The organism is Streptomyces sp. NBC_00513, assembly GCF_041431415.1.
Classification (GTDB): domain Bacteria; phylum Actinomycetota; class Actinomycetes; order Streptomycetales; family Streptomycetaceae; genus Streptomyces.
On record NZ_CP107845.1, the window covers coordinates 4,526,535 to 4,551,947 of the forward strand.

Sequence of the window (25,413 nt, forward strand, 5' to 3'; positions counted from 1 at the left end):
TCCTCCAGTCGACCCGCGAGTCCCCCCGACGCGTCGAGTCGATGTACCCATCATGGCCCGCGGCGATAAACGAACGATGAACGTCCCGTTCATCCGGCGAAAGCGCTGGTCAGGCCGCTACCTGCGAGGCCAGCAGGGTGCGTACTTCGGCCAGTTCCGAGGAACCGAGCCGCTCGAAGACCGTTTCGGCGTCCCGCCAGCACACCCGCGCCCGGTCCGTCTGCCCCAACCGCACCAGCGCCTTGCCCAGCACCGTCAGCACCGTGGCCCGCCGCCACTCGCCGCCGATCCCGCGCAGGGCGATGGCCTGCTCGGCGTGCGAGGCCGCCAACGTGGGCCGGCGGGCGGCGAGATGGGCCTCGGCGAGCCGGAAGTGCGTCACGCCCTCCCACAGCGGTTGCCGGTTGTCGTGGAAGAGCGTCAACGCCTCCGCGAGCTGCGCCAGGGCTTCTCCCAGCCGGCCCGCCTGGGTGAGCGCGATGCCCAGCGCGTACCGGCCGTTGGCCAGCCGCAGGGTCAGGCCCATCCGGTCGTAGATGTCGATGCCCTGTTGTGCGAGCTCTATGGCGCTGGTGAGCCGGCCCAGCATCACATGGATCCGGGACAGGTTGCACAGGGCGCTGGCCTCGCCGACGAAGTTCCCGTCGGCCCGGAAGTTCTCGATGGCCTCCAACAGGAACCGTTCGCCGTCCGCGTGCCGGCCCTCGTACAGGGCGATGATGCCGCGGTCGTTGGGAGCCCAGCAGTTCGGCAGCGGGTCCTCGGCCTCGCGGGCCAGCGCCGTGGCCCGGCTGGCCTCGCCGTCGGCCTCGGCGAACCGGCCCGCGACCAGGTGCACGATGGTGAGCGTGATCCGCGCCCGCCCCTCGGCGTGCGGGTCACCGGCGGCGTGCGCGGCCTCGCACAGGGCGACGGCGGCCGACTCGTACTGCTTGGAGTTGGCCCCCGACTCGGTGAGGTCCTTGGCCGCCCACAGCAGGTCCACGGAGCGGCGCAGCACGTCGACCAGGCCGCCGCGCCCGGTGGTGCGCACGGAGGCCTGTCGGACGCACGCCAACAGCGGGTCCGCCTCGGCGAACAGCCAGTCCAGTGCGGCGCGCGGCTCGGTGAAGACCAGGCCGGGGTGGTGGGTGGCGGCCATGTGGGCGGGCAGCCGGTCGCCGGGCCGCTCCAGGGCGTACACCCCGGCGGCGGTGGCCAGGTAGAAGTCCAGGAGTCGGTCGAGGGCGGCGTCGCGCCCGCTCGGCGGCTGCTCGTCGCGCTCCGCGCAGGCACGTGCGTAGAGACGGACCAGGTCGTGGAAGCGGTAGCGGCCGGGTGCGGCGGATTCGAGGAGGGAGCAGTCGACTAAAGCCTCCAGGAGGTCCTCGGTGTCGTGCTCGGGCAGGTCGAGCACGGCCGCCGCCGCGGCGAGGGAGATGTCGGGCCCGTCGGCGAGCCCGAGGAGCCGGAACGCCCGCTGCTGGGCCGGCTCCAACTGTCCGTATCCCAGCTCGAAGGTGGCCTTCACGGCGAGGTCCCCGGCCTGGAGTTCGTCGAGGCGGCGACGCTCGTCGGCGAGCTTGGCGGCGAGGACGGACACCGTCCAGGTGCGGCGGGCGGCGAGCCGGGACGCGGCGATGCGGATGGCCAGCGGCAGGAAGCCGCAGGCCCCGACCACGTCGAGGGCGGCCTGCCGTTCGGCGCCGACCCGTTCGGCGCCGACGATTCGGGTGAAGAGCTGGAGCGCCTCCTCCGGGCTCATCACGTCGAGGTCGACGAGGTGGGCGCCGGCGAGGCCCGACATCCGGACCCGGCTGGTGACGAGCGCGGCGCAGCCCGCGGTGCCCGGCAGCAGCGGGCGGACCTGGGCGGCGTCGCGGGCGTTGTCGAGCAGGACCAGGACGCGGCGGCCGTCGAGGGTGGACCGGTACAGCGCGGCCCGTTCGGCGGGGGAGTCGGGGATGGCGGTGTCGGGGGTGCCCAGGGCCCGCAGGAAGGAGCCGAGCACGGCGACGGGCTCGGCCGGTCGCGGTTCGGTGCCCTGGAGGTCCACGTACAACTGGCCGTCGGGGAAGTGCGGGCGGGCGGCGTGCGCGACGTGCACGGCCAGGGTGGTCTTGCCGACGCCGCCGATGCCGGCGAGCGCGGACACGGCCATGACCTGGCCCTCCGCTCCGGACAGGATCTTGCCGAGTTCGGTGACGAACGGGGCGCGGCCGGTGAAGTCCGGTACGGTCGCGGGCAATTGGGCCGGCCTCACAAGGACGGGTGCGGCGGCCGGCGTGGGGTCCTCCGCGAGGGCGAGTTCGGCGTCCGCGGACAGGATCCGGCTCTGGAGGGCGGAGAGTTCGGGCCGGGGGTCGACGCCGAGCTCGTCCGCCAGGAGCCGGCGGGTGTCGGCGTACACGGCGAGGGCCTCGGCCTGCCGGCCGCTGCGGTAGAGGGCGAGCATCAGCAGCTCGCGCAGCCGCTCCCGCAGGGGGTGGGCGGCGGTGAGGGCGGTGAGCTCGGAGACGGCCTCGGCGTGCTGGCCGACCTCCAGATCGAGGTCCAGGCGCGTCTCCAGCAGCTGGAGGCGCCACTCGGCGAGCCGGGTGCGCTCGGTGTCGGCGTGCGGGCCCGGCACCCCGGCGAGGGGTTCCCCGTCCCACAGGTCCAGGGCGCGGGCCAGGAGCGTACGGGCGAGGGCGCGGTCCCCGCCGGCGCGGGCCTTCTCGGCGTCGCCGGCCAGGGCGCGGGCGATGCCCAGGTCCAGGGCTCCGGCGGGGGTGCGGATGGCGTAGCCGCCGGCGTCGGTGACGAGCAACCCGGGGTCGAGGACCTTGCGCAGGCGGGAGGCGTACGTGCGGATGGTGGCGAGGGCCTGCTGCGGGGGGTCCTCGCCCCAGATGGCGTCGATGAGCTCGGGCGCGGTGGCGGTGCGGCCGTCGCGGAGCAGGAGGACGGCGAGCAGGGCCCGCTGCTGGGGGCTGCCGGAGGGCAGCAACTCGGGGCCGCGCCAGGCCCGGATGGGGCCGAGGACGGCGAAGCGGTTCCCGCAGGGGGTGGGTCGGGGCCGGTCGGTGTCCCCTGTGGCGGCCCTCGGGGCGGTGGCGCTCCCGGCGGGCGAGGTCTTCCGGGGGGCGGTCGCGGCGGTGCTCCCGGCGACGGTTCGGGAGGGGGTTTCGGGCGGGGCGTCGACCGCGTCCGTGGTGGTCCGGGCTGCCTCGGGGTGGTTCCGCTGGTGCGGGATGGCCGGTACGCCGTCCATCTGTCGTCCCCCCTGCCTTCCGTCGTTGTAAGGGTCAGTCTGCCCTGTCTTGCACGTACACGTCAGCCCGCGGCGGACTGATCGCTTCCCCGGTGCCGTCCAACTAGCTGACGGTTCGTCAGATCGACGCTACCGTGGTTCACATGGAGACCTTCCCGAAGATCATCTCGGTGGACGACCACACGGTGGAGCCCCCTCATGTCTGGCGGGACCGGCTCCCGTCCAAGTACCACGACGTCGGCCCGCGCGTCGTCCGCGCCCCCCTGAAGGAAATGACCTTCCTGGGCGGCAAGTTCGCCCCCGTCATGGGGGCGAAGGGCGACGACGGCCCGGTGGGCGACTGGTGGGTCTACGAAGACCTGCACCGCCCGCTCACCCGCCTCGACACCGCGGTCGGGTACGACCGCGACGAGATCAAACTGGAAGTCATCACCTACGAGCAGATGCGCCCGGGGTCCTTCGCGGTTCCCGACCGGCTCGCGGACATGGACGTCAACCACGTCCAGTCGGCCCTGTGTTTCCCCACTTTCCCGCGCTTTTGCGGGCAGACCTTCACCGAGGCCAAGGACCGGGAGCTCGGACTGCTCGGCGTCCGCGCCTACAACGACTGGATGGTGGAGGAGTGGTGCGGCCCCGACGCGGCGGGCCGGCTCATCCCCCTCACCCTCGTCCCCCTGTGGGACGCCCGACTCGCCGCGGCCGAGGTCCGCCGCAACGCGGCCCGGGGCGTGCGGGCCGTCGCCTTCTCGGAGATACCGCCCCACCTCGGGCTGCCGTCCATCCACACCGACGACTGGGACCCGTTCCTCCAGGCGTGCGACGAGACGGGCACGGTCATCGCCATGCACATCGGTTCCTCCTCGCGCATGCCCTCCACCTCCGCCGACGCCCCGCCGGCGGTCGGTTCGACCATCACCTTCGCCAACTGCTGCTTCTCGATGGTGGACTGGCTGATGAGCGGCAAGTTCGAACGCTTCCCCAACCTCAAGATCATGTACGCCGAGGGGCAGATCGGCTGGATCCCCTACATCCTGGAGCGCGCGAACGTGGTGTGGGAGGAGAACCGCGGCTGGGGCGGGGTCGCCGACAAGGTGCTGCGCCCGCCGTCGGAACTCTTCGCCGAGCACGTCTTCGGCTGCTTCTTCGACGACGCCTTCGGGCTGCGGAACCTGGACTCCATCGGTGTGGCCAACGTCCTCTATGAGACGGACTACCCGCACTCCGACTCCACCTGGCCCAAGTCCCGGGAGGTCGGCGAGGCCCAGATGGGACACCTCGCCCCCGACGTGGTCGACCGCATCGTCCGCGGCAACGCCATCGACCTGCTGGGCCTCACCCCGGAGGGTCTCTGGCCGGGCGCGTAGACCCGGGCGCCGAAGCCTCACCCGGCCCGCGGCGGCCGGCGGGACGCGACCCCCGGCACGGCGCTCGGCCCCGGACGGAACGCGTCCGGGGGCCGAGCGCCGCGGCGTTCGACGGGTCGGGGCGGGCAAGGGGCTTGATCCGGCGCGACCTTGGCGCACCCCCGCCTTGCGGGCGGGAGCGACGCCAGGGCATGATTCGCCAGAGCAAACCGGGGGAGGACAGCTGTGGTGGACAAGCGGACCGTGGTGACCGTGGTGTTGTGCGCGGTGGCCGCACTGGGGGCATCCGCCGCCATGACAAAGGTGGTGCCGGCCGCAGACCAGGCGGCGGCCACACGGGCGGAGGGTGCTCCCTCGGGGCCGGCGTCACCCAGCCCGTCATCGCGATCGCAATCGCCGAAGCAACCGCAACTGTCCACGTCTCCGGCGCCCCGACCGACCGCCGTGACCCCCGGCCCGGGCGGTCCCGTGAAGTTCGCCGGGGCGCTGTTCGAAGGCAACCCGGAAGGCCGTGTGGACGGCGACCACTTCTGCACGGCGACCGTCGTGCACAGCCCCGGACGGAACCTGATCGTCACCGCCGGGCACTGCCTGGCCCCCGGCAAACAGGGCGCGAACGGCCCGATATTCGCACCCGCGTACGCCGGCACCACGGCCCCGCTCGGTGCCTGGCGGCTCGAAGAGGTCTACGAGGACGAGCGCTGGACGGATGACGCGAACGACGACTACGACCTCGCCTTCGCCCGTCTCGCCCCCGACTCCTCCGGCCGCAACATCGAGGACGTCACCGGCGCGGCCGTCCTGGACACCACGGGCCGCACGGGCGAGCAGGTCACGGTGACCGGCTACCCGGCCGACCGCGGCGTGCCGCGCACCTGCACGGCGGTGGCGGTACGCGAGAAGGCGGCGGAGCAGCGGTTCGACTGCGCCGACTTCCCCGGGGGCACCAGCGGCAGCGCGTGGATCGCCCGCGACGGCAAGATCGTCGGCGTGCTGACGGGCGGCGACACGGACGACGTCTCGACGAGCACCGTCCTCGGGGAGTACGCGGCCACCCTCTACCGCCGCGCGACCGGGACCGCGCCCGGGACCGCGAGTACGCCCGGGAGCGCCGCGGCGCGGTGAGTCGCGCCGCGGTGATCCGCGCCGCGGTGAGTCACGGCGGGGTGATCCGCGGCGCGGTGAGCCACACCGCAGTGGGCCGTGCCGAGCTGATCCGCGCTGCGGTGGGTCGTGCCGCGGTGGGTCGTGCCGCGCCGTGGCGTCCCGTGCCGCGTCGGTACGCCGGCGCGGTCGTCCCGCGCCGCGTCCCGACGGGCCGGAGCCGGGCCGGCCCCGGCTCACACCATCAGGCCGAGGTGCACCGGCTCGGCGGACACGTCCGCCAGCAGGTCCGCCAACCGCGGCGGCCACAGCGGCTCCCCGAGCGCCGCCAGCGCGTCCCGCGAGAGCCAACTCCACTGGGCGTCGGGCGACTCCGGGACGGGATCGCGCAGCGGGCCCGAGGTGACGTAGATGTGCTCGTGCTGCCGGACGGGGATGCCCTGGTGGGTGAAGTCGTGCTCCCAGGTGCAGAGCAGCCGGCGAGGTTCGAGATCGGTCCACCCGGTCTCCTCGCGCAACTCGCGCCGCACACATTCCTCGGGGCTTTCCCCGGGGTCGATTCCCCCGCCGGGGGGAAGCCAGTGGATGCCCACTTCCACGTTGTTCTCCCGAAAGAGAAATACCGATCCCGTGGGCGACAGGACCACAATGCGCGCTGCCTGACGTGGAGTTCTCATCAGATCAGGGTACGACTGAAAAGGCCGGACGGTAACTGTCCTGCAGTCGGGCGCATTTCCCGAATTCCCCGGAGCGCAGACGATTGAACACGCCGAAATCGGGGGAGTCGGCCGTTTCCGCGGGGCCGTTGACGAAATCGGGATCGGCGGTGGGCGGTGCCCGCCCGGCGGTGGGCGGTACCCGCGCCCCCGAAGGGCGCGGGCCCGGTTCACACGGCGCGGGCCGGGGTGACCCCGCGCGGGCCCGGTCGATCCGTGCGGGGTCGGTTCACCGCGCGCGGGACCGGATCGGAGCGTCGTCGTCGCGCTCGACGCACCAGTCGAGGAGCGAGGGCCAGGGGCCGTATCCCGCGTCCTCGCCCAGGTGCCCCTGGCCGGCCAGGACGTCCACCGGCAGGCCGAGCGGCTCGGCGAAGACGGCGGCGGCGCCCTCCGGGCAGCACGGGTCGTCGTCGCCGCCGACCATCCGGACGTACCCGGCCGTGGCGTACAGCTGCGCGGACGAAACCCGGGGCGGCGCGAACGCGGCGACCTCCGGGTACCGGCCCAGGTAGCCCGCCGACGGCGGGGCGACGAGGAGCACCCGGTCGACCGGGACCGCCACGTCGCCCCGGGCCGCCGCGTGGAGCCACAGCACGCAGGCCAGGCTGTGGCAGACGACGGTGCGCCGCCGACCGGGCAGCGCGCCGAGCCGCTCGCGCAGCTCGGCCAGCCACACCTCCAGGTCCGGATGGTCCGGGTCGGGAAGGGCCGGGTAGTCCACGGCGTGCCCCGAGGCCGTGAGCCGGTCGGCCAGCCAGTGTTCCCAGTGGCCGGCGGGCCGTTGGTTCTGCCAACCGTGGAGTATCAGGAAGCCGTCCTCGACCAAGGCGTCGGTCATCGTTCTCGCAATCGTGGGAAGACACCGGGAAGTTCGAAGCGATCATGGCCGCGCCCGTCCCCCCGGGTCCAGTCCCTCCGTTCCGCCCTGCCCCTCCTACCCCGCCTGCAACGCCAGCGTCGGGGAGAGGCGGGCGGCGCGGACCGCCGGGTAGAGGCCGGCGAACGTCCCGATGGCCAGGGTGGAGGCGAAGCCGCCGGTGACGGCCCAGAGGGGGACGACCCAGGGCAGGTCGCCGACCCGGGCGTAGACGGCCGTGGCCGCGCCGCCGAGGACGATGCCCGCCGCGCCGCCGAGTCCGGACAGCAGCAGGGACTCCGTGACGAACTGGATCCGGACCTGCCCCTTGGTCGCACCCAGCGACCTGCGCAGGCCGATCTCGTGGCGGCGCTCCAACACCGAGATGATCATCGTGTTGGCCACCCCGACCCCGCCCACGAGCAGGGCGATGCCGCCCAGGCCGAGCAGGAGGGTGCTGAAGGCCCCTTCCGTGGCGGCCTTGGCCTGGAGCGCCGCGGAGGGATCGGTGACGGAAACGGTGCTGGGACTCGACGGGTTGGCCGTCCGGCCGACGAGGTCGCGGACGGCGGTGACCCGGTCGTCCGCCGAGCGTTCGTAGACGGCCGTCGGGTGGCCGTCGAAGCCGAGCAGCCGCTCCGCCGCCTCCCAGCCGACCAGCGCGGAGCGTTCGATCTCGGGGGCCAGCGGGATCGGCTCCAGGATGCCGATCACCGTGAAGTACCGCCCGCCGATGAAGACCTGCCGGCCCGGCTCCGTGATGCCGAGCCGGCGCGCCGAGACGTCGCCGAGCACGACGGAGGGATAGCGGCCGGTGGCCTCGTTGAGCCAGGTCCCCTTCGCCATCCGGGCGCGCAGCGTGTCGAGCAGCCGATCGCGGGCCGCCTTCACGGCAATGGCTCCCGTCTCCTCCTTCGGGATGTTCTCCGACCGGCGTACGGACTCCTTCACGTCACCCGTCGTACCGACCGACTCGACCCCCTCGATGCGGCCGATCATGCCCGGGGCGTCCTTCGGCAGTTTCGTGTCCTGCCCGCTGAACATGGACTGCCCCGGCGTCACGACCAGCATGTTCGTACCCAGCTTGTCGAGTTCCCGCAGCAGCTTGGCCTGGCTGGACGAGGAGATCCCGACGACCGCGATCATCGTCGCGATCCCGATGGCGATCCCGAGCGCAGAGAGGAACACGCGCACGGGCCGCGACCGCAGCCCCGCCGAACCTACGTGGAACACGTCGCGGGGGCTCAGCCGCGGCGGGACGAGCCGTCGCGCGCGCATCCTCGTACCGGTCCTCGCACCGGTCCTCGTACGGCCCCTCGTGCGGCCCTTCGTACGGGCCCTCGTGGGGGTGTCGCTCATGTGACCGCCCCCGACCGGTTCCGGTCCGCGCCCTGTCCCGCGCCCTGTCCCGGGCCGGGGTTCCACACGTCCGCGACGATCTCGCCGTCGCGGATCCGCACCTGCCGGGGCAGGCTCGCGGCGATCTCCTGATCGTGGGTGATCACGGCGATGGTGGCACCGTCCCGGTTCAGTTCGCGCAACAGCTCCATCACCGACTCCCCGGACGCCGTGTCCAGCGCCCCGGTCGGCTCGTCCGCCAGCAGCAGATCCGGTTCGCCCGCCACCGCGCGGGCGATGGCGACGCGTTGCTTCTGCCCGCCGGACAGTTCGTGGGGCCGGTGGTCCATCCGGTCCCCGAGGCCGACCCGCTCCAGGGCCGCAGCCGCCCGCCGGCCGCGCTCGGCCCGCGAGAAGCCGCAGTACAGCAGCCCCTCGGCGACGTTCGCCCGGGCGCTGATGCCCGGTACCAGGTGGAAGGACTGGAAGACGAAGCCGACATGACGCGAGCGCAGCGCGGACAGGGCCCGGTCGGACAGGGTCGCGACGTCGTACCCGGCGATGGAGACCGAGCCGGCGGTCGGCCGGTCCAGGGTCCCGACGATGTGCAGCAGGGTGGACTTGCCGGAGCCCGACGGGCCGACGATGGCGAGGAGTTCGCCGCTCGCGACGGTCAGGTCGACCCCGCGCAGGGCCGCGACGCCGCCCGGGTACTCCTTGGTGACGCCGGTGAGCTCCACGACGGTCGTGGCGGGCCGGTCCGCGAGCAGGTCCGCGGGCGGGTCCGCGGGCGGGGCTGCGCGTCGGTCCGCGGACGGAGCCCCGGGCCGGTCCCAGGGGCGTGTCGTCGTGTCGTGCGTGGGTGTGGGTGTGGCCGGGGGCGTGTCGTGCGGGGTGTCGGGCGTGTCGTGCGCGGTCATGTGGTGGGCACCCCCACGCGCATGCCCTCCTTGAGGGAGTCGCCCGTGACCTCCACCCGGCCCTGCCCGAACATGCCCAGGTCGACCCGTACGTCGCGCGCCGCGCCGCCCTCGACCACCTGCACGCCGAAGCCGCCGCCGGCCAGCGCCAGCAGCGAGTTGACCGGTACGGACAGCACCCCCTTCCGGGTCTCGCCGGTCAGCCGCACGGTCACCGGGGACCGGTCCGGTCCCTTGGCCCCGGCGGCGTCGTCGAGGGCCACCGTCACCTCCACCTTCGGCTTGTCGCCTCCGCCGGAGCCGCCGCCCGCACCCCCGCCCCCGCCGCCCGGGGGATCGTCGGGATTGGCGGTGCTGCCCACCGACTCGACGGTCCCGCCGGCCGTGCCGCCGCCCGGCAGGTCGACGGTGACCTTGTCCCCGGTCTTCACCGAGCCCGCCTTCGCCACGTCCAACGCGAAGCGGACCGAGCGCCGCGTCCCGGTCAGCGTCAGCACCGGTTTGCCCGGAGCCGCCTCGTCGCCGACCGCCGCGTCGTTCTTCTGCACCCGCTGCGGGCCGGAGGCGAAGGCGACGGCCTCCTTGGCGAGCTCGCCCGTCTCCTTCTCCTTGTGGGCCTTCTGCCACCGCTTGACCGCCGCCGTCGTGCCCGCCGTGAAGGTGCCGTCCGACGCGTCCAGGCCCGTCCCGTACCCGAGGGCCAGCAGGTTCTGCTTGAGCTGCTTGACGTCCTCGCCCTTGTCCCCGCCCTTCAGCGGGCGGTACATCGGCGTGGCCCCGTACATGAGGCGCACCGCCCTGCCGTCGACCTCGTACAGCCTGTCGTCCCGCTCGACCACCGAGCCCTCCGCCGCCGTCCAGGTCAGCACCCCGGGCCCGGCGGCGTTCTGCTTGCGCTCCTTCGCGTAGCCGAGGGTCCCCTCGACCTGGAGGCCGGAGTCGAGGTCGCCGCGCTTGACGGGGGCGGTGGCCGGCGGGAGGCCATCGGCGCGGCGGTCACCGGACCGGCCGGAGTCCTCCTGTGGTCCGGCCAGCACCACGTAGCCACCGCCGGACGCGGCGAGCAGCACGGCCAGGGAAGCGAGCAGCCACCCGCGCCGCCTCCTCACGCCGCTTCACACTTCTTCTGGGCCTCCTCGAAGGCCTTCTCCTGGCCCTTGGGGATCTCCGTGGCGCTCTTCATGCCGCCCGTGTACTCGGGGTCCTTGAGGTTGACGCCGTGCTCGCGCATGCACCGGACCCACTTGAGTTCCTTGTCCTTCTCCTCCTGCGTGGGACCGGCGCCGGAGCCGGGGCCCTTCATCCCGCACGCCTCCATCGCCTTCCGCATCGTCTCCGGATCGGCGCCGCCGCCGAGCGTCATGCCGCGCGGATCCTGGCCGGGTTCCGGATCGGGCGCGTCGATGCCGTGTTCGCGCAGGCACGTGCGCATCTTGAGCGCGTCGTCGGCGATCTTCCCGCTGTCGCCGCCGCCTCCGCTCCCGCTCGACGCGTTGCCGCCGGCCGCGCCGTCCTTCTTGCCGCCCGATCCGCCCGATCCGCCCGAACCGTCGGACCCGCCCGAACCGCCCGAACCGTCGGAGGCACCTGTTCCGCCCGTGCACGCGGTCACGAAGAGGGTCAGACCGGTGAGCACCGCGGCCGTGCCGAGGGTCATGGATCGCTGCGAGGGTCGCCGTATGTGTCGCTTCATGGGCCCGACCCTGGGGCAAGGCGGGGTTTCGCTTCCCTCTCCCACCGGCCTTACGACGAGGAAATGTCCTTCTCGGGTAAAGAGGACGAATGCGAGTTCTGGTGGTGGAGGACGAGGAGTTCCTCCGGGAGATGATCGCCGAGGGGCTGCGCGGCGACGCGCTGGCCGTCGACGAGGCGGGCGACGGCCTGGAGGCACTGCACCGGCTGCGCCTCGGCGAGTACGACGTCCTCGTGCTCGACCGCGACCTGCCCGGCCTGCACGGCGACGAGGTCTGCCGCCAGGTGGTGCGCGAGCGGCTGCTGACCCGGGTGCTGATGCTGACCGCGTTCGGGAGCGTCCGGGACCGGGTGGAGGGCCTCGGTCTCGGCGCGGACGACTACCTCACCAAGCCGTTCGCCTACGACGAGCTGCTCGCCCGGGTCCTGGCACTGGGCCGGCGCGCCCATCCGGCGCTGCCTCCCGTGCTGGAGCGTTCGGGCATCGCCGTGGACACCGCCCGGCGGTCCGCCACCCGCGACGGCCACCGGCTGGCGCTGTCCCGCAAGGAGTTCGCGGTGCTGGAGGCGCTGTTGCGCGCCGAGGGAGCGGTCCTCAGCAGCGACGACCTGATCGAGCGCGTGTGGGAGGAGGACACCTCCTACCGCACCAACGCCGTACGGGTGACCTTGAGCAAACTGCGCGCGAAGCTGGGCGAGCCGCCGCTGATCGAGACGGTGCCGGGCGCCGGCTACCGGATCGGTGGTCCGCGATGAGAGCGGTGCTCCGCTCCGAGCGCGCCCGCCTCACCACCCTCTACGGCGCGCTGCTCCTGCTCGCCGGCGGCGGCCTGGTCGCCCTGGTGAACGTACTCGTCCGCAACGGGCTCCCCTCCCGCATCAACGGCGCCGTGACCACCACCATCCCCGCCTTCCGGCAGGGCGCGGGCCCGGTGCCCGGCGAGAAGGTCTGGGTGCCCGCCGAGCGTCTCCCGGCCGAGGCCGTGCCGACCGCCGAGCAACTGGAGTCGTACCGGGTCACCCGCAACGTCTCCGCCGCCGTCGAACAGGCCACCCTCCACGAGCTCCTCGTCGTGTCCCTCGTCGCCCTCGCCGTCTTCGCCGCCGTGTCCATGTGGCTGGCCTGGTGGATGGCCGGCCGCGTGCTGCGCCCCGTCGGCGTGATCACGGAGACGGCCCGCCGGCTGTCCGGCGCCAACCTGCACGAACGGATCGACCTCCAGGCGCCGCCCGGCGAACTGAAGCGGCTCGCCGACACCTTCGACGGGATGCTGGACCGCATGGAGGGCCTGGTCGGGGCGCAGCGCCGGTTCGCCGCGAACGCCGCCCACGAGCTGCGGACCCCGCTGGCCGTACAGCGGGCGGCGGCCGAGATCGGGTTGGCGGGAGAGCCGACACCGCAGAAGGTGGCCCGGATCCGCCACAAGCTGATCGGCGTCGCGGAGTCGAGCGAGCACCTCATCGAGTCGCTGCTGCTCCTCGCCGTCTCGGAGGAGGGGTTGGAGAAGACGGCACCGGTGGACCTGGCGGCCCTCACGGCGACGGTGGCGGACGCGATGGCGGACGCGGCGGCCGGGTCCGCGGACGGGTCGGTGGGGGCGGCCGGGACGGCGAAGGTCGCGACGGTGGGGGCGGCGACGGTCGGAACGGCCGCTGTGGTCGGGGCGGCGGGGGTCGGGACCGTGGCGGACGGGGCGGCCGCGCACGGGACCACGGTGCACGCGGTGGTCGTGGGCGGCGGCCGCGCGCCGGCGGGCGGGGACGGGGTCGCGGGCGGGGCGGCGGGGGTCGGGGACCTGGCCGCCGAGATCTCGGCGCGCGGGACGCCGGTACCCTCCGGGTCGACGCCGACCGTCGTACGGGAGCTCGGGCCGTTGACGGTCACAGGTGACCGGGCGTTGCTCGGCCACCTGGTGCGGAACCTGCTGGCCAACGCGGTCCGGCACAACCGGGCGGGCGGCCGGGTGAGCGTCACGACCTGCGCCGACGGCTCGTTGACGGTGTCGAACACCGGGCCGGTGATAGAGCCGGGCGACGTGCCGCGCCTGCTGGAGCCGTTCCGGCGCCGCGCCGAACGGCTGCACACGGCCGGCGAGGGCGCCGGGCTGGGGTTGTCGATCGTCGCCTCGATCGCGCGGGCCCACGGGGCGGAGCTGAGGGCCCGGGCCAACCCGGCGCCGGAGGGCGGTCTCACGGTCCGCGTCGAGTTCCCCACCCCCACCCCCGGCCCGCCTCCAGGCCCCGCGCCCGGCGCCGCCCCGGACCCTCGTCCCTGACCCGCGCCCGGCCGCACTCCCGGCGTCCGCCGCCCGCGCCCCGCCCCCCGGCCCGCCCGCGCCCCGGCGCCCCGTCCACCCGGCCCCGGCCCCGCGCCCACCCCGGCCCCCGCGCCCCGGGTCCGCCCGCGCCCCGCACCCCGGCCCCGCGCCCACCCGACCCTGGCGCCCCGCGCCCCCGCGCCCCCCCACCCTGCCGCGCCGAAGAGGTCCCCCCTTCGGTGAATTGGAAGATCCGCTGTGTACGGTCGATTGAATGAGCAAGTTCGTCCGAGCCCGTCCCGGTCGCCCCGTCCGCACCCGAGCCCCCCGGCAGCGCAACCTCCGGGCCCTCGCCGTCGCGGCGGGTCTCGGCCTGCTCCTCTTCACCGCCGGTTGGGTCCACGTCGCCCGCGACACCCCGGGGGCCGACCCCGGCTCGGCCCACCCGGACTCCCGCCCGAGGACCGCGGCGGACCGCGCGGCACTCGCCGAGGACCGGGCCCGCCCGCGGGGCAACGACGTCCTCCCGGGGCTCGGCAAGGCGACCCGGGCCAGGATCCCGAAGGACTCCCGGCAGTTGATCGTGGTCACGGGCAAGTCCGCGGTCTCCTCCGAGTCCGTCGTGACCCTCTGGTCGCGCTCCGCGCCCGGCGGCGACTGGATCCGGGCGGACACCTGGCCGGCCCGCAACGGGGCGAAGGGCTGGTCCGCGCCCGAGGAGCGCACCTACGGGGACCTGACCTCCCCGCAGGGCGTCTACTCCCTGACCGACGCGGGCGGTCTGCTGCCGAAGCCGCCGGGCACGAAGTTCTCGTACGACGAGGACGACGGCTTCGTCGCCACGGGCACCGGAGTGAACGGCGAGCCCCTGACCGGCGCCTTCGACTACGTCGTGGCGATCGACTTCAACCGGGAACGGGGGGTGTCGCCGCTCGACCCGCGCAAGCCGCAGGGCGAGGAGCGGGGCGGCAACATCTGGCTGCACGTGGACCACGACGGGCCCTCGCAGGGCTGCGTCGGCATCCCCAAGGAGGCGATGAAGAAGCTCCTGCAGACCCTGGACCCGGCGGCGAAGCCCGTCGTCGTCATGGGGCCGCGGGGATTCTGACCGTGGTCTCCCGGCGGCCGGCGCGGCCTTCCCGCGCGAGCAGCGCGATGTACGCGAGGTCGAACACCGAGCACAGCACCCCGAGCCCGAGGATGAACGGGGCGTCCTCGATCACCCCGAAGAGCAGGGTCGGCGCCAGCGTCCCGAGCCACTTCGCGACGGCGATGACGAGGGACTGCCCGCGCGGCCCGCGCCGGCCCGCGTACAGGGCGATGAAGAGGCCGGACATCAGCAGGTTCTGCAGGAACGCGGAGTAGCGCGACGCGTCGTGCGTCCCGAACTGCGCCAGGAACAGCCACTGCACGGCGAAGGCGCCGGCGAAGACGAGCGCGCTCCACCCGGCGAACAGGGGCCGGGTCACGAACTCCGGCAGCTCCGCCCGCCCGAACCGCAGGTAGGTGCCGATGATGACGACGTCGGCGGCGGCCCACACCACGTTGACCACGCCCTGCGGGGACACCCCGGCGAGGAAGTCGGTCGTGGCGTACGTCGCTTCCCAGGCGAAGTTCAACGCGAGGGCGGCGACCGGCATGGCGTAGGTGCGGTCCCGCAGCCCGACCCGGATCGCCTCCGCGTACACGAGCGTCCACGCCACCGCGCTGAACAGGGTCAGGAACAGTTCCACCCGCGTCTCCCGCGCTCGCGACTCCTCGGTCGCCGCACCCTAGGCGCCGGCCACCCGATCCCGCCAGGCCCGATCCCGCCAGGGCCACACCCGCCGGGCCCGATCCAGCCCGGCCCCGCACCAGGTCCGGTCGCACCTCTTGCCTGACGGACCGTCAGCTATGACGATGGCCCCCGGTGTCGGCCTCCCGAACAGGTCGAAGTCGAAGGCGAGGTGGGGACGGTCATGGCGCGCGTGTTTCCCGAAGGCCGGCTGGTGTACGGGATGCAACTCCCGATCCAGTCGCAGAGCACCATCTACGCCGAGCCCTGGGAGGCGACGGCCGGCGCCGCCGAACTCGCCGCGGTGGCCCGGGCCGCCGACCGGGCCGGTTTCGGTTACGTGGCCACCTGCGACCACGTGGCCATCCCGCGCGCGATGGCCGGGCCCATGAGCACCGTCTGGTACGACCCGGTGGCCACCCTGTCCTTCCTCGCGGGGATCACCGAACACGTCCGGTTGCTGAGCCACGTCGCGATCGTCGGCCTGCGGCATCCGTTGATCACCGCAAAGCAGTACGCCACGCTCGACCACCTCTGCGGCGGCCGGCTGATCCTCGGGGTCGGCGCGGGGCACGTGCGGGAGGAGTTCGAGGCCCTCGGCGTCGACTTCGAGCGGCGCGGGGCCGTGCTCGACGAGACGCTGGACGCGTTGCGGGTGGCGCTCGGGCCGGAGGAGTACCCGGAGTTCGAGGGCGGGTCGTTCTCGTTCCGGGACCTGGGCCAGTTGCCCCGGCCCACGCAGACCCGCATCCCCTTCTGGGTCGGCGGCTCCTCGCCCGCCGCCGTGCGCCGCGCGGCGGTGCGCGGTGACGGCTGGCTCCCGCAGGGGGATCCGCGCGACCGGCTTCCGGAGCGGATCGCCCGGATCAGGGAGCTGCGCGAGGCGGCGGGGGTCACCCGCCCCATCGAGATCGGTGCCATCACCGAGCCCCTGTACGTGGGCGAGCCCGGCTGGGACACCGGCCGGCGGGCCCTCACCGGAAAGGCCGAGGCGCTCGCGGAGTCCCTGCGGGAGTACCGGGCGCTGGGCGTGGACCAGATCCAGGTCCGGTTCCGCAATCGGGACGTCGCCGAACTGACCGACCAGATCGCCGCCTTCGGGGCCGAGGTGGCCCCCCTCCTCAACGACTAGGGCAGGAGTACCCGCCATGGGCAAGTTGGACGGACGCGTCGTCGTCATCACCGGTGCGGCGCGCGGTCAGGGCGAGCAGGAGGCCCGGCTCTTCGCGGCGGAGGGCGCCAAGGTGCTCCTGGGCGACGTGTTGGACGAGCAGGGCGCCGCGGTCGCCAAGGAGATCGGCGAGGACCGGGCCCGGTACGTACGGATGGACGTGAGCCGCGAGGAGGACTGGGCCGCCGCCGTCGAGGCGGCGAAGGAGGCCTTCGGCCGGATCGACGGGCTGGTCAACAACGCGGGCATCCTGCGCTTCAACGAGCTGACCGCGACCCCGCTGGAGGAGTTCCAGCAGGTGATCCGGGTCAACCAGGTCGGCGCGTTCCTCGGCATCAAGGCCGTCGCGCCCGAGATCGCGGCGGCCGGCGGGGGCACGATCGTCAACACCTCCTCGTACACCGGTCTGACGGGCATGGCGTACGTCGGCGCGTACGCGGCGACCAAGGCCGCGATCCTGGGTCTGACCAGGGTGGCGGCGCTGGAACTGGCGGGAAGGAACATCCGGGTCAACGCCATGTGCCCGGGCGCCGTGGACACGCCGATGGCCAACCCGGCGCTGCTGGACCCGGCGGGGGTGAGCGACGAGGCCAGGGACGCGATGGCCGAGTTGTACAAGCGGGTCGTGCCGATGGGGCGGGTCGGCCGGCCGGACGAGATCGCGCGCCTGGCGCTCTTCCTGACCGGCGAGGACTCCTCGTACATCACCGGGCAGCCGTTCGTCATCGACGGGGGCTGGATGGCCGGCGTGAGCATCCTCTGACCGGCATCTGATGGGGCGTCAGGTATTGACGCTCCCGCCCCGGCGGTGGAACAGTCGGGACATCGAATCTGACGCAACGTCAGAAATCAAAGGACGGTGAACCCCCTTGGAATTCGGGCTCTTCGTGCAGGGATACGTGCCTGAGGCGCGGTCCAAGGTCGACCCCGAGGCGGAGCACAAGGCGCTGATCGAGGAGACCGAGTACGTCATCCAGGCCGACAAGTCCGGCTTCAAGTACGCCTGGGCCTCCGAGCACCACTTCCTGGAGGAGTACTCGCACCTCTCCGCGAACGAGGTGTTCCTCGGCTATCTCGCCCACGCCACCGAGCGCATCCACCTCGGCTCCGGCATCTTCAACCCGCTGGCCCCCGTGAACCACCCGGTCAAGGTCGCGGAGAAGGTCGCCATGCTCGACCACCTCTCCAAGGGGCGCTTCGAGTTCGGCACCGGCCGCGGCGCCGGCAGCCACGAGATCCTCGGCTTCCTCCCGGGCATCGAGGACATGAACGGCACCAAGGAGATCTGGGAGGAGACCATCGCGGAGTTCCCCAAGATGTTCCTCCAGGAGGAGTACGAGGGGTTCAGCGGCAAGCACTGGTCGCTGCCGCCGCGGAAGATCTTCCCCAAGCCGTACGGCAAGGCCCACCCGGCCATGTGGTACGCCGCGGGATCCCCCACCTCGTACGCCATGGCCGCCAAGAAGGGCCTCGGCGTCCTCGGCTTCAGCGTCCAGAAGGTCTCCGACATGGAGTGGGTGCTGGAGCAGTACAAGACGGCCATCCAGGAGGCGAAGGCCATCGGCGCCTTCGTCAACGACAACGTCATGGTCACCTCGACCGCGATCTGCGCCGAGACCCACGACAAGGCCGTCGAGATCGCCGTCAACGCCAACATGAACCGCTTCCAGTCGCTGGTCTTCCGCTACCACGACACCTTCCCGCGGCCCGAGGCGATCCCGCAGTGGCCCGAGACGCTCCCCGAGTACAACGCGGAGATCATCGAGCTGCTGATCGCCGAGGAACTGCTGATCTGCGGAGACCCGTCCGAGGTGCTCCGGCAGTGCAAGCGCTGGGAGCAGGCGGGCGCCGACCAACTGTCCTTCGGCCTGCCGACCGGGGTGTCCTACGAGGACACCATGACCACCGTGAAACTCATCGGGGAGCACGTCATCCCGAAGATCGACACGGACCCGGTACACCGCACCACCCGCTTCCGTGAGGCCTCCGGGTCCTGAACGGACACCCGACCCGGGCGGCGTCTTCCCGGACCGCCGCCCCGGAAAACGGGCTTCGGGGGCCGTGCGGTCCCGGGGGCCCGCGCGGAACCGGCCGGGGGACGCACGGGCCGCGGCCGACCCCTGCGCCCTCCGGCCGCCCCGGCCGATCCAGCCCCGCCGGCGTTCGAGGCGCGGGTCCGGGCGGAGCCCGGTGCCCGGCGGAACCGGGGTCACCTGGGGCTCCGCCCCAGACCCCGCGCCTCAAACGCCGGCGAGGCTGAAATGGCCCGACCCACCCGGCCGGCGAGGCTGAACCGCCCCCCGTAAGACCGCGTCAGCGAACCCGTCAGGGACGAAGGGACGTCATGCTCGACCACCTGATCAAGGGAGCCACCGTCGTGGACGGGACCGGCGCCCCCGCGTTCATCGCCGACGTCGGGACGAGGGACGGCCGGATCGCCGTCATCGCCCCGCCGGGAACCGTCACCGAGGAGGCCCGGACCGGCGAGGATGCCACCGGGCTCGTCCTGACCCCCGGGTTCATCGACCCGCACACGCACTACGACGCCCAATTGTTCTGGGACCCGTACGCCACGCCTTCCATGAACCACGGCGTCACCACCGTGGCCGGCGGCAACTGTGGTTTCACGCTCGCCCCGCTCCATCCCGACCGGCCCGAGGACGCCGACTACACCCGGCGCATGATGAGCAAGGTCGAGGGGATGGCCCTCAAGGCCCTCGAGGAGGGCGTCGACTGGACCTGGTCCTCGTTCGGCGAGTACCTCGACGCCCTGGAGGGCCGGATAGCCGTCAACGCCGGTTTCATGGTGGGGCATTGCGCGCTGCGCCGGTACGTGATGGGCGAGGACGCCGTCGGCGGACAGCCCACGCCGGAGCAGATGCATCAGATGCTCGACTTGTTCCACGACGCGATGAACGCCGGTGCCTGGGGCCTGTCCACCACTCAGTCCTCCACGCATTCCGACGGCGCCGGCTCCCCGGTGGCCTCCCGTCACGCGAAGCCGGAGGAGCTGCTCGCGCTCTCCCGCGCGGTCTCCGAACACGAGGGCACCCAGCTCGAAGCGATCGTCGCGGGCTGCCTCGACCAGTTCTCCGACGAGGAGATCGACCTGTTCGTCGAGATGAGTGCCGCCGCCGGCCGGCCCCTGAACTGGAACGTCCTCACCGTCGACGCGTCCGTCCCCGAGCGCGTCCCGCGCCAGCTGATCCCCAGCGAGCGGGCCCGCAAGGCCGGCGGCCGGATCGTCGCGCTCACCATGCCGATCCTGACCCCCATGAACATGTCGCTCGGCACGTTCTGCGCGCTGAACCTCATCCCCGGCTGGGGCGAGGTCCTCGGCCTGCCCGTCCCCGAGCGGATCGCGAGGCTGCGCGACACCGACGTGCGCGCCGAGATGCTGCGCCGCGCGGACAGCAGGGAGGCCGGTGTCTTCCGGCGGCTCGCCGACTTCGGGCGCTACGTCATCGGCGACACGTACAGCGAGGAGAACGAGGGCCTCTCGGGCCGGGTCGTCGGCGACATCGCCGCCGAACGGGGCCAGGACGCCTTCCACTGTCTGGTGGAGATCTGCGCCAACGACGACCTGCGCACCGTCCTGTGGCCGATGCCCACCGACAACGACCCGGCGAGCTGGGCCCTGCGCCAGGAGACCTGGCAGCACGAGGACGTCATGTTGGGCGGCTCCGACGCGGGCGCCCACCTGGACCGGATGTGCGGCGCCCCGTACACGACCCGCTTCCTCGGGGACTGTCTGCGCGGACGCCGGCTCCTGCCGCTGGAACAGGCCGTACGGATGCTCACCGACGACCCGGCCCGGCTGTTCGGGCTGCGCGAACGCGGCCGGATCACCGAGGGGTTCCACGCGGACCTGGTTCTCTTCGACCCGGAGCGGATCGAGGCCGGGCCGGCGACGCTCGTGCACGATCTGCCCGGGGACAGTCCGCGGTTGGACGCGCGGGCGATCGGGATCGTGTCCGTGCGCGTCAACGGCGTGGAGACGATCCGCGACGACGAGGTGACCGGCGCGATCCCCGGCATCGTGCTGCGCTCCGGCCGCGACACGAGGACGGTGAGCACCCGATGACCTCCGTCGGACCGCAGCGGCTGTACATCGGAGGCGAGTGGGTCGAACCGGCCGCCGGTCACTACGAGGTGGTCAACCCGGCCGACGAGTCCGTCGTCGGACTCGCCCCGGAGGCCACCCGCGGCCAGGTCGAGGAGGCGGCGCGCGCGGCGGCGGAGGCCTTCGAGGGCTGGTCGCGGACGACGCCCGAGGCGCGGGCCTCGATCCTCGACCGGGCCGCCGACGTCATGCGGCGCGAGTACGAGCCGTGGGCGGAGCTGGCCCGCGCCGAGACGGGCGCGCCCACCGGCATCGCGCGCGGCATGCAGGTCGGCGTGGGCGTGGCCCGCTTCCGGCGGTACGCGAAGGGCGCACTGGAGCCGGTGGAACGCGGTCTGCCGCCGCAGGTCACCGACGCCGGCCCGATGGGGAGGGCGGGCATCCTGGGCGCGCTGGAGGTGCGCCAGCCGGTCGGTGTGGTCACCTGCGTCACCTCGTACAACAACCCGTGGGCGAACCCGGCGGGCAAGGTGGCCCCGGCGCTCGCCATGGGCAACACGGTCGTGGTCAAACCGGCCCCGCAGGACCCGTTGTCGGTGTTCCGGATGGCCGAGGCCCTGCACGAGGCCGGGGTCCCGGCGGGCGTGGTGAACGTGGTGTGCGGCACCTCGGTCGAGGTCGGCGAGGCGGCCGTCGACTCGCGCCACGTCGACATGGTGTCCTTCACCGGTTCCACGGCCGTCGGGCAGCGCATCGCGGAGGTGTGCGGCCGGACGATGAAGCGGCAGTTGATGGAACTGGGTGGCAAGGGCGCGGCGATCGTGCTGGAGGACGCCGACCTCGACGCGGCCGTGGCGGGCATCGGCACCACCTTCTCCTTCTACTCCGGTCAGATCTGCACCGCCCCGACCCGGGTGATCGTCCACCGGTCGGTGTACGAGCCGCTGGTGGAGAAGCTGACCGGCTACCTGGCGTTCATGAAGGTCGGCGACCCGGGCGAGCGCGGCACCGTGGTCGGCCCGGTGATCTCGGCGGCGCACCGCGACCGCGTGGAGTCGTACGTCGAGCTGGGGAGGAAGGAGGGCGCGCGGATCGCGTACGGCGGCGAACGCCCGGTCGTCGGGGCGGGCCGCGGCTTCTACGTCGCGCCGACCCTCCTGGTGGACTGCACCCACGACATGCGGGTGGTCCGGGAGGAGATCTTCGGGCCGGTCGTGGTCGTCGTGCCCTTCGACGGCGGCGAGGACGAGGCCGTGGCCCTGGCCAACGACAGCGACTTCGGGCTGCTCTCCTACGTGTGGTCCGGGGACTCGGCGCGGGCCTTCCGGATCGCGCGGCGGCTGCGCGCCGGCGGCGTCGGCATCAACACCATCGGCCGGAACATGGAGGCCCCGTTCGGCGGCTTCAAACGGTCGGGGGTGGGCCGGGACGTCGGCTCGTACGCCCTGCACGCCTACAGCGAGATCCAGTCGATCGTCTGGCCGGGCTGAGGCACGGGCCCGAGCCGCCGGTCGGGTTCACCGCTCGGGTTCACCGCTCGGGTTCAGGGGACGTCCAGCGAGAACGCGGCCTCGCCGCGGACCCGGCCGTTGACCTGGAGCTGCACCAGGTGCTCCCCGGGGTGGTAGCGGCGGGTGGTGATCGGCTTGAAGGAGTGCCGCTTCGTCCCGGTGAGGGTCTCGCCGGGGGCGAGGCGGCGGGTGGTGAGCTTGAAGACCTTGGGGGTGCGGGTCCCGTTGGCCTTGACGTGGTGGATCACGTAGTCGACGACCAGCTCGGCGGGCAGTTCGCCGGTGTGGGTGAGCGCGTACGAGAAGACGAGGTGCTCGCCGACGACGACGCGCGGGGTGCCCACCAGCGGCCCGTCGACGGTGACCGGGACGTCGGGGGAGTGGCCCAACAGGGTCAGCGTCTCGGGGTGGCCGGCCTTGATCAGGGTGCGCAGGCCGTGCCGGACGACGCGATCCGTCGTGGTGTCGGCGTCGGCGCGCCACTTCGCGGCGATCTCCACGGCGAGCCCGGGGTGGTCCCGGCTGATGTCGTTGAGGTGGTTGGACACGGAACGGCGTACGTACTCGGACGGGTCGCGGTGGAGGGCGTCGAGCACGGGCACGGCGGGCCGCGGGTCGGCGATGAAGGCGGGCAGCCGGGACGCCCACGGCAGCCGGGGCCGGGTGCCCTCGCTCGCGAGGCGTCTGACGTGCGGATCCGGGTCGGCGGTCCAGTCGCGGATCACCGTCAGGGCGCGGTCGGGATCGGCTCGCAGGAAGGGGCGTACGGCGGATTCGGCGGTCAGCCGGGGGGTGAGGTCGCGCAGCAGCGCGAGCCCCGGTTCGAACGCGGTCAGCCCGCGGACGGCGATGGCCTCGTTGACGGGGAAGGTCATCCAGCCGGCGAAGGCGGGGTCCTCCATCGCGGTGCGCAGTACGGCCTCGAAGGCGGGCCAGTCCTCGGGCAGGTCGGCGAGGACGGCGTCGCGGACGGCGGCGACGCGTGCGCTGAAGCCGAGTCCGTCGAGGGATGCGGCGCGGGCGGTGAGGGCTCGGGAGCGGGGTGTGCGGGCCGCGCGGGCCAGCAGACCGGCCAGGTTACTGACGGTATCCGCGCTGAGGAGCTCGTCGGCTGTGGGCATGGGGCCAGTCTGGCGGACGGCGCCCCGGTATTGGGGGCCCGAAAATTTGCGCGGGAAAGTTTTGAAAGGGGCAAAACGGGCAAGGCTGCGGTTTCCGCATTCCGGAAGGTCCACCCCCGTGCCTTCCGAAACGTGAATAGATGCCTGAGTGAACCTTGTATTGCCAGAGTGTGAACTGTCTCGGCCTCAAGATTCCAAGGAATTTAGCCCCGCGCGGTAACGGACCTTGGTCCTCCGGATGAGGAAACCGCAGCATCTAACGTCCCTACCCATGACACAGCTGGACGTTCGGCCTCGGGTCGGAGACACGGTAAGCGGCGTCGCCGAGGGCGACGTTCGTGGCAAGGGCCTCGGAAAAGGGTCCGTCGGACTGGTGGGAAGCGCCGTCATCGGCATCTCCACCGTCGCCCCCGTCTACTGCCTGACCTCGACCCTCGGCTCCACCGCCGGGGAAGTCGGCGTCCAGATGCCGGCGGTGTTCCTGGCCGGCTTCCTCCCGATGCTCCTGGTCGCCTTCGCGTACCGCGAGCTGAACAAGGCCATGCCGGACTGCGGCACCTCGTTCACCTGGACCGTGAAGGCCTTCGGCCCGCGGATCGGCTGGATGTGCGGCTGGGGCCTGGTGATCGCCACGATCATCGTCCTGTCCAACCTGGCCGGCGTCGCCACCTCCTACTTCTGGCTGCTGGCCGGCGAGATCACGAACAACCCGTCGATCTCCGCCCTGGACGACAACAAACTCGTCCACATCGCCACCTGCCTCACCCTCATCGCCGCCGCGACCGCCATCAGCTACCGCGGCATGACGGCCACCAAGGGCGTCCAGTACGCGCTGGTCGGCCTCCAGCTCGCCGTCCTCGCCATCTTCGTCGCCATGGCCTTCCAGAAGGCGTCCGCCGGCTCCTTCGACACCGGCCTCGACTTCTCCTGGCAGTGGATGAACCCCTTCGCGGTCGAGTCCATGGCCGCCTTCACCGCCGGACTCTCGCTCTCGATCTTCATGTACTGGGGCTGGGACGCCTGTCTCGCCACCAACGAGGAGACCACCGGCTCCGCCAAGACCCCCGGCCGCGCCTCGCTCATCGCGATGATCGTCCTCGTCGGCTCGTACCTGGCCACCGGCATCGCCGCCCAGATGGCCGTCGGCTCCGGCACCTCCGGCCTCGGCCTCGGCAACCCGGACACCTCCGACAACGTCTTCGCCGCCCTCGCCGGCCCCGTCATGGGCCCGATGCTCGGCATCCTGCTCTTCGTAGCCGTCCTGGCCTCCGCCACCGCGTCCCTCCAGACCACCTTCATCCCGGTGGCACGCACGGTCCTCGCGATGTCCACGTACGAGGCGCTGCCGCCCTCCTACGCCAAGGTCCACCCCCGGTTCAAGACCCCCGGCCGCGCCACCGTCATGGCGGGCGTCGCCACCGGCGTCTTCTACACCGTGATGACGCTCGTCAGCGAGAACGTCCTGACCGACACGATCTTCGCGCTCGGCCTGATGATCTGCTTCTACTACTCGCTGACGGCCTTCGCCTGCGCCTGGTACTTCCGCAAGGAACTGCGGCACTCGGCCCGCGACCTCTTCTTCAAGGGCGTCTTCCCGGTCCTCGGCGGCCTGCTCCTCGCCACCGTCTTCCTCAAGACCCTCATCGACATGTGGAACCCGTCCTACGGCTCCGGCTCCACGGTCCTCGGCGTCGGAAGCGTGTTCATCATCGGCGTCGGCCTGCTGGCCCTCGGCCTGGTCGTCATGTTCGTCACCGAACGCCGCAGCCCCGCCTTCTTCCGCGGCCAGGTCCTCACGAAGTCCACGCCGGCCCTGGTGGTCGAGGACTGACCCCGGCGGGCCCCGCGGCCCGCCCCCGCCACGCCGCCGTGTCATCCCCCGGGGCCCCGGATCGTTCCCCACGATCCGGGGCCCTCGGCGTCGGCCGGCCCGCCGGAAGCGGCGAGCCGGCTGTGACCCCGGCCGAGCGGCGTCGTTGTTCCGGCCATGAAGAAGACCATGAAGCGCAACCTCGCCGCCCTGGTTCTTTCCGGCGGCGCCGCCCTCGCCCTCACCCCGGCCGTCGCGCACGCCGACGGACCGGTCGTCCAGGGGGACACCCCGATCACCAAGCGGGTGGTGGAGATCGCCGACCACCCCGCGCAGACCGTCACCGACGCAAAGACGGCGGTCAACGCCACCGCCTCGGCGGCCGGCAGCGCCACCAAGGCCACCGACGCCTCCCTCTCCGGCGCCGGCACGGCCCTGACCGCCGGCCTGCCGAAGGCCCCCGGCATCGGCTGACCCTCG

General features: G+C 72.8%; 21 protein-coding genes. 12 read left to right on the plus strand and 9 right to left on the minus strand.

Annotated elements, in window-relative coordinates; genetic code table 11:
• Positions 1-109 precede the first annotated feature (109 nt).
• Positions 110-3,232: a BTAD domain-containing putative transcriptional regulator gene (locus OHA84_RS20970; RefSeq protein WP_266970275.1), complete on the minus strand. Its 3,123-nt coding sequence runs from the start codon at positions 3,230-3,232 to the stop codon at positions 110-112.
• Positions 3,233-3,375: 143 nt separating this feature from the next.
• On the opposite strand from OHA84_RS20970, the gene OHA84_RS20975 reads away from it, so the two are divergent.
• Both OHA84_RS20975 and OHA84_RS20980 read left to right on the plus strand, forming a co-directional pair.
• Entirely contained in the window at positions 3,376-4,596 is a 1,221-nt protein-coding gene (locus OHA84_RS20975; RefSeq protein WP_266949095.1) for an amidohydrolase family protein, read from the plus strand.
• A gap of 468 nt (positions 4,597-5,064) precedes the next feature.
• Entirely contained in the window at positions 5,065-5,721 is a 657-nt protein-coding gene (locus tag OHA84_RS20980; protein WP_266949097.1) for a serine protease, read from the plus strand.
• Positions 5,722-5,936: 215 nt separating this feature from the next.
• Here OHA84_RS20980 and OHA84_RS20985 read toward each other — a convergent pair whose 3' ends face one another.
• The 6 genes from OHA84_RS20985 to OHA84_RS21010 form a co-directional block, all read right to left on the minus strand.
• Complete coding sequence (locus OHA84_RS20985; RefSeq protein WP_053681201.1) at positions 5,937-6,377, minus strand: NUDIX hydrolase; 441 nt, start codon at positions 6,375-6,377, stop codon at positions 5,937-5,939.
• 268 nt (positions 6,378-6,645) lie between these two features.
• A complete protein-coding gene (locus tag OHA84_RS20990) occupies positions 6,646-7,257 on the minus strand; it encodes an alpha/beta hydrolase (protein WP_266970272.1) in 612 nt (203 codons plus the stop codon).
• 96 nt (positions 7,258-7,353) lie between these two features.
• Positions 7,354-8,553: an ABC transporter permease gene (locus OHA84_RS20995; protein WP_053681205.1), complete on the minus strand. Its 1,200-nt coding sequence runs from the start codon at positions 8,551-8,553 to the stop codon at positions 7,354-7,356.
• A gap of 77 nt (positions 8,554-8,630) precedes the next feature.
• On the minus strand, positions 8,631-9,533 hold the full coding sequence (locus OHA84_RS21000) for an ABC transporter ATP-binding protein (RefSeq protein ID WP_266970270.1): 903 nt from the start codon (positions 9,531-9,533) through the stop codon (positions 8,631-8,633).
• A complete protein-coding gene (locus OHA84_RS21005) occupies positions 9,530-10,642 on the minus strand; it encodes a peptidoglycan-binding protein (RefSeq protein WP_053681207.1) in 1,113 nt (370 codons plus the stop codon). Before OHA84_RS21005 ends, OHA84_RS21000 begins: the two co-directional genes overlap by 4 nt.
• Entirely contained in the window at positions 10,639-11,226 is a 588-nt protein-coding gene (locus OHA84_RS21010) for a hypothetical protein (RefSeq protein ID WP_266970268.1), read from the minus strand. Before OHA84_RS21010 ends, OHA84_RS21005 begins: the two co-directional genes overlap by 4 nt.
• A gap of 89 nt (positions 11,227-11,315) precedes the next feature.
• Here OHA84_RS21010 and OHA84_RS21015 point away from each other — a divergent pair, with 89 nt between their 5' ends.
• The 3 genes from OHA84_RS21015 to OHA84_RS21025 all read left to right on the plus strand — a co-directional run bounded on the left by OHA84_RS21015 (position 11,316) and on the right by OHA84_RS21025 (position 14,591).
• The gene (locus OHA84_RS21015; protein ID WP_266970266.1) at positions 11,316-11,981 is read left to right on the plus strand and encodes a response regulator transcription factor; all 666 of its coding nucleotides are present in this window, start codon (positions 11,316-11,318) and stop codon (positions 11,979-11,981) included.
• Positions 11,978-13,501: a HAMP domain-containing sensor histidine kinase gene (locus tag OHA84_RS21020; protein ID WP_266970264.1), complete on the plus strand. Its 1,524-nt coding sequence runs from the start codon at positions 11,978-11,980 to the stop codon at positions 13,499-13,501. Before OHA84_RS21015 ends, OHA84_RS21020 begins: the two co-directional genes overlap by 4 nt.
• Before the next feature lie 256 nt (positions 13,502-13,757).
• The gene (locus OHA84_RS21025; protein WP_266970262.1) at positions 13,758-14,591 is read left to right on the plus strand and encodes a L,D-transpeptidase family protein; all 834 of its coding nucleotides are present in this window, start codon (positions 13,758-13,760) and stop codon (positions 14,589-14,591) included.
• Here OHA84_RS21025 and OHA84_RS21030 read toward each other — a convergent pair.
• Entirely contained in the window at positions 14,569-15,216 is a 648-nt protein-coding gene (locus OHA84_RS21030; RefSeq protein WP_266970260.1) for a hypothetical protein, read from the minus strand. The genes OHA84_RS21025 and OHA84_RS21030 overlap by 23 nt on opposite strands.
• Positions 15,217-15,441: 225 nt before the next feature.
• Between OHA84_RS21030 and OHA84_RS21035 the strand changes: the two genes are divergently transcribed.
• From OHA84_RS21035 to OHA84_RS21055, 5 genes are all read left to right on the plus strand, one after another.
• A complete protein-coding gene (locus OHA84_RS21035; protein WP_266970258.1) occupies positions 15,442-16,389 on the plus strand; it encodes a TIGR03619 family F420-dependent LLM class oxidoreductase in 948 nt (315 codons plus the stop codon).
• A 16-nt stretch (positions 16,390-16,405) separates the two neighbouring features.
• Positions 16,406-17,191, plus strand: coding sequence for an SDR family NAD(P)-dependent oxidoreductase (locus tag OHA84_RS21040; protein WP_053678880.1), 786 nt, complete (start codon positions 16,406-16,408; stop codon positions 17,189-17,191).
• Between the two features lie 106 nt (positions 17,192-17,297).
• On the plus strand, positions 17,298-18,425 hold the full coding sequence (locus OHA84_RS21045; protein ID WP_053678882.1) for an LLM class flavin-dependent oxidoreductase: 1,128 nt from the start codon (positions 17,298-17,300) through the stop codon (positions 18,423-18,425).
• A gap of 347 nt (positions 18,426-18,772) precedes the next feature.
• Entirely contained in the window at positions 18,773-20,512 is a 1,740-nt protein-coding gene (locus OHA84_RS21050) for an amidohydrolase family protein (protein ID WP_053678884.1), read from the plus strand.
• Positions 20,509-21,981, plus strand: a complete 1,473-nt coding sequence (locus OHA84_RS21055; protein WP_266970255.1) for an aldehyde dehydrogenase family protein — start codon at positions 20,509-20,511, stop codon at positions 21,979-21,981. The genes OHA84_RS21050 and OHA84_RS21055 overlap by 4 nt, the downstream gene beginning before the upstream one ends.
• Positions 21,982-22,034: 53 nt before the next feature.
• On the opposite strand, the gene OHA84_RS21060 is transcribed toward OHA84_RS21055, so the two are convergent.
• A complete protein-coding gene (locus OHA84_RS21060) occupies positions 22,035-23,123 on the minus strand; it encodes a DNA alkylation repair protein (protein ID WP_053678888.1) in 1,089 nt (362 codons plus the stop codon).
• A gap of 271 nt (positions 23,124-23,394) precedes the next feature.
• Here OHA84_RS21060 and OHA84_RS21065 point away from each other — a divergent pair, with 271 nt between their 5' ends.
• Together OHA84_RS21065 and OHA84_RS21070 are read left to right on the plus strand one after the other, a co-directional pair.
• The gene (locus tag OHA84_RS21065) at positions 23,395-24,954 is read left to right on the plus strand and encodes an APC family permease (RefSeq protein WP_266970253.1); all 1,560 of its coding nucleotides are present in this window, start codon (positions 23,395-23,397) and stop codon (positions 24,952-24,954) included.
• Positions 24,955-25,110: 156 nt separating this feature from the next.
• Positions 25,111-25,407 (plus strand): hypothetical protein, encoded by a 297-nt coding sequence (locus tag OHA84_RS21070; RefSeq protein WP_234350045.1) that lies wholly within the window; start codon positions 25,111-25,113, stop codon positions 25,405-25,407.
• The last annotated feature ends 6 nt before the right edge of the window (positions 25,408-25,413 follow it).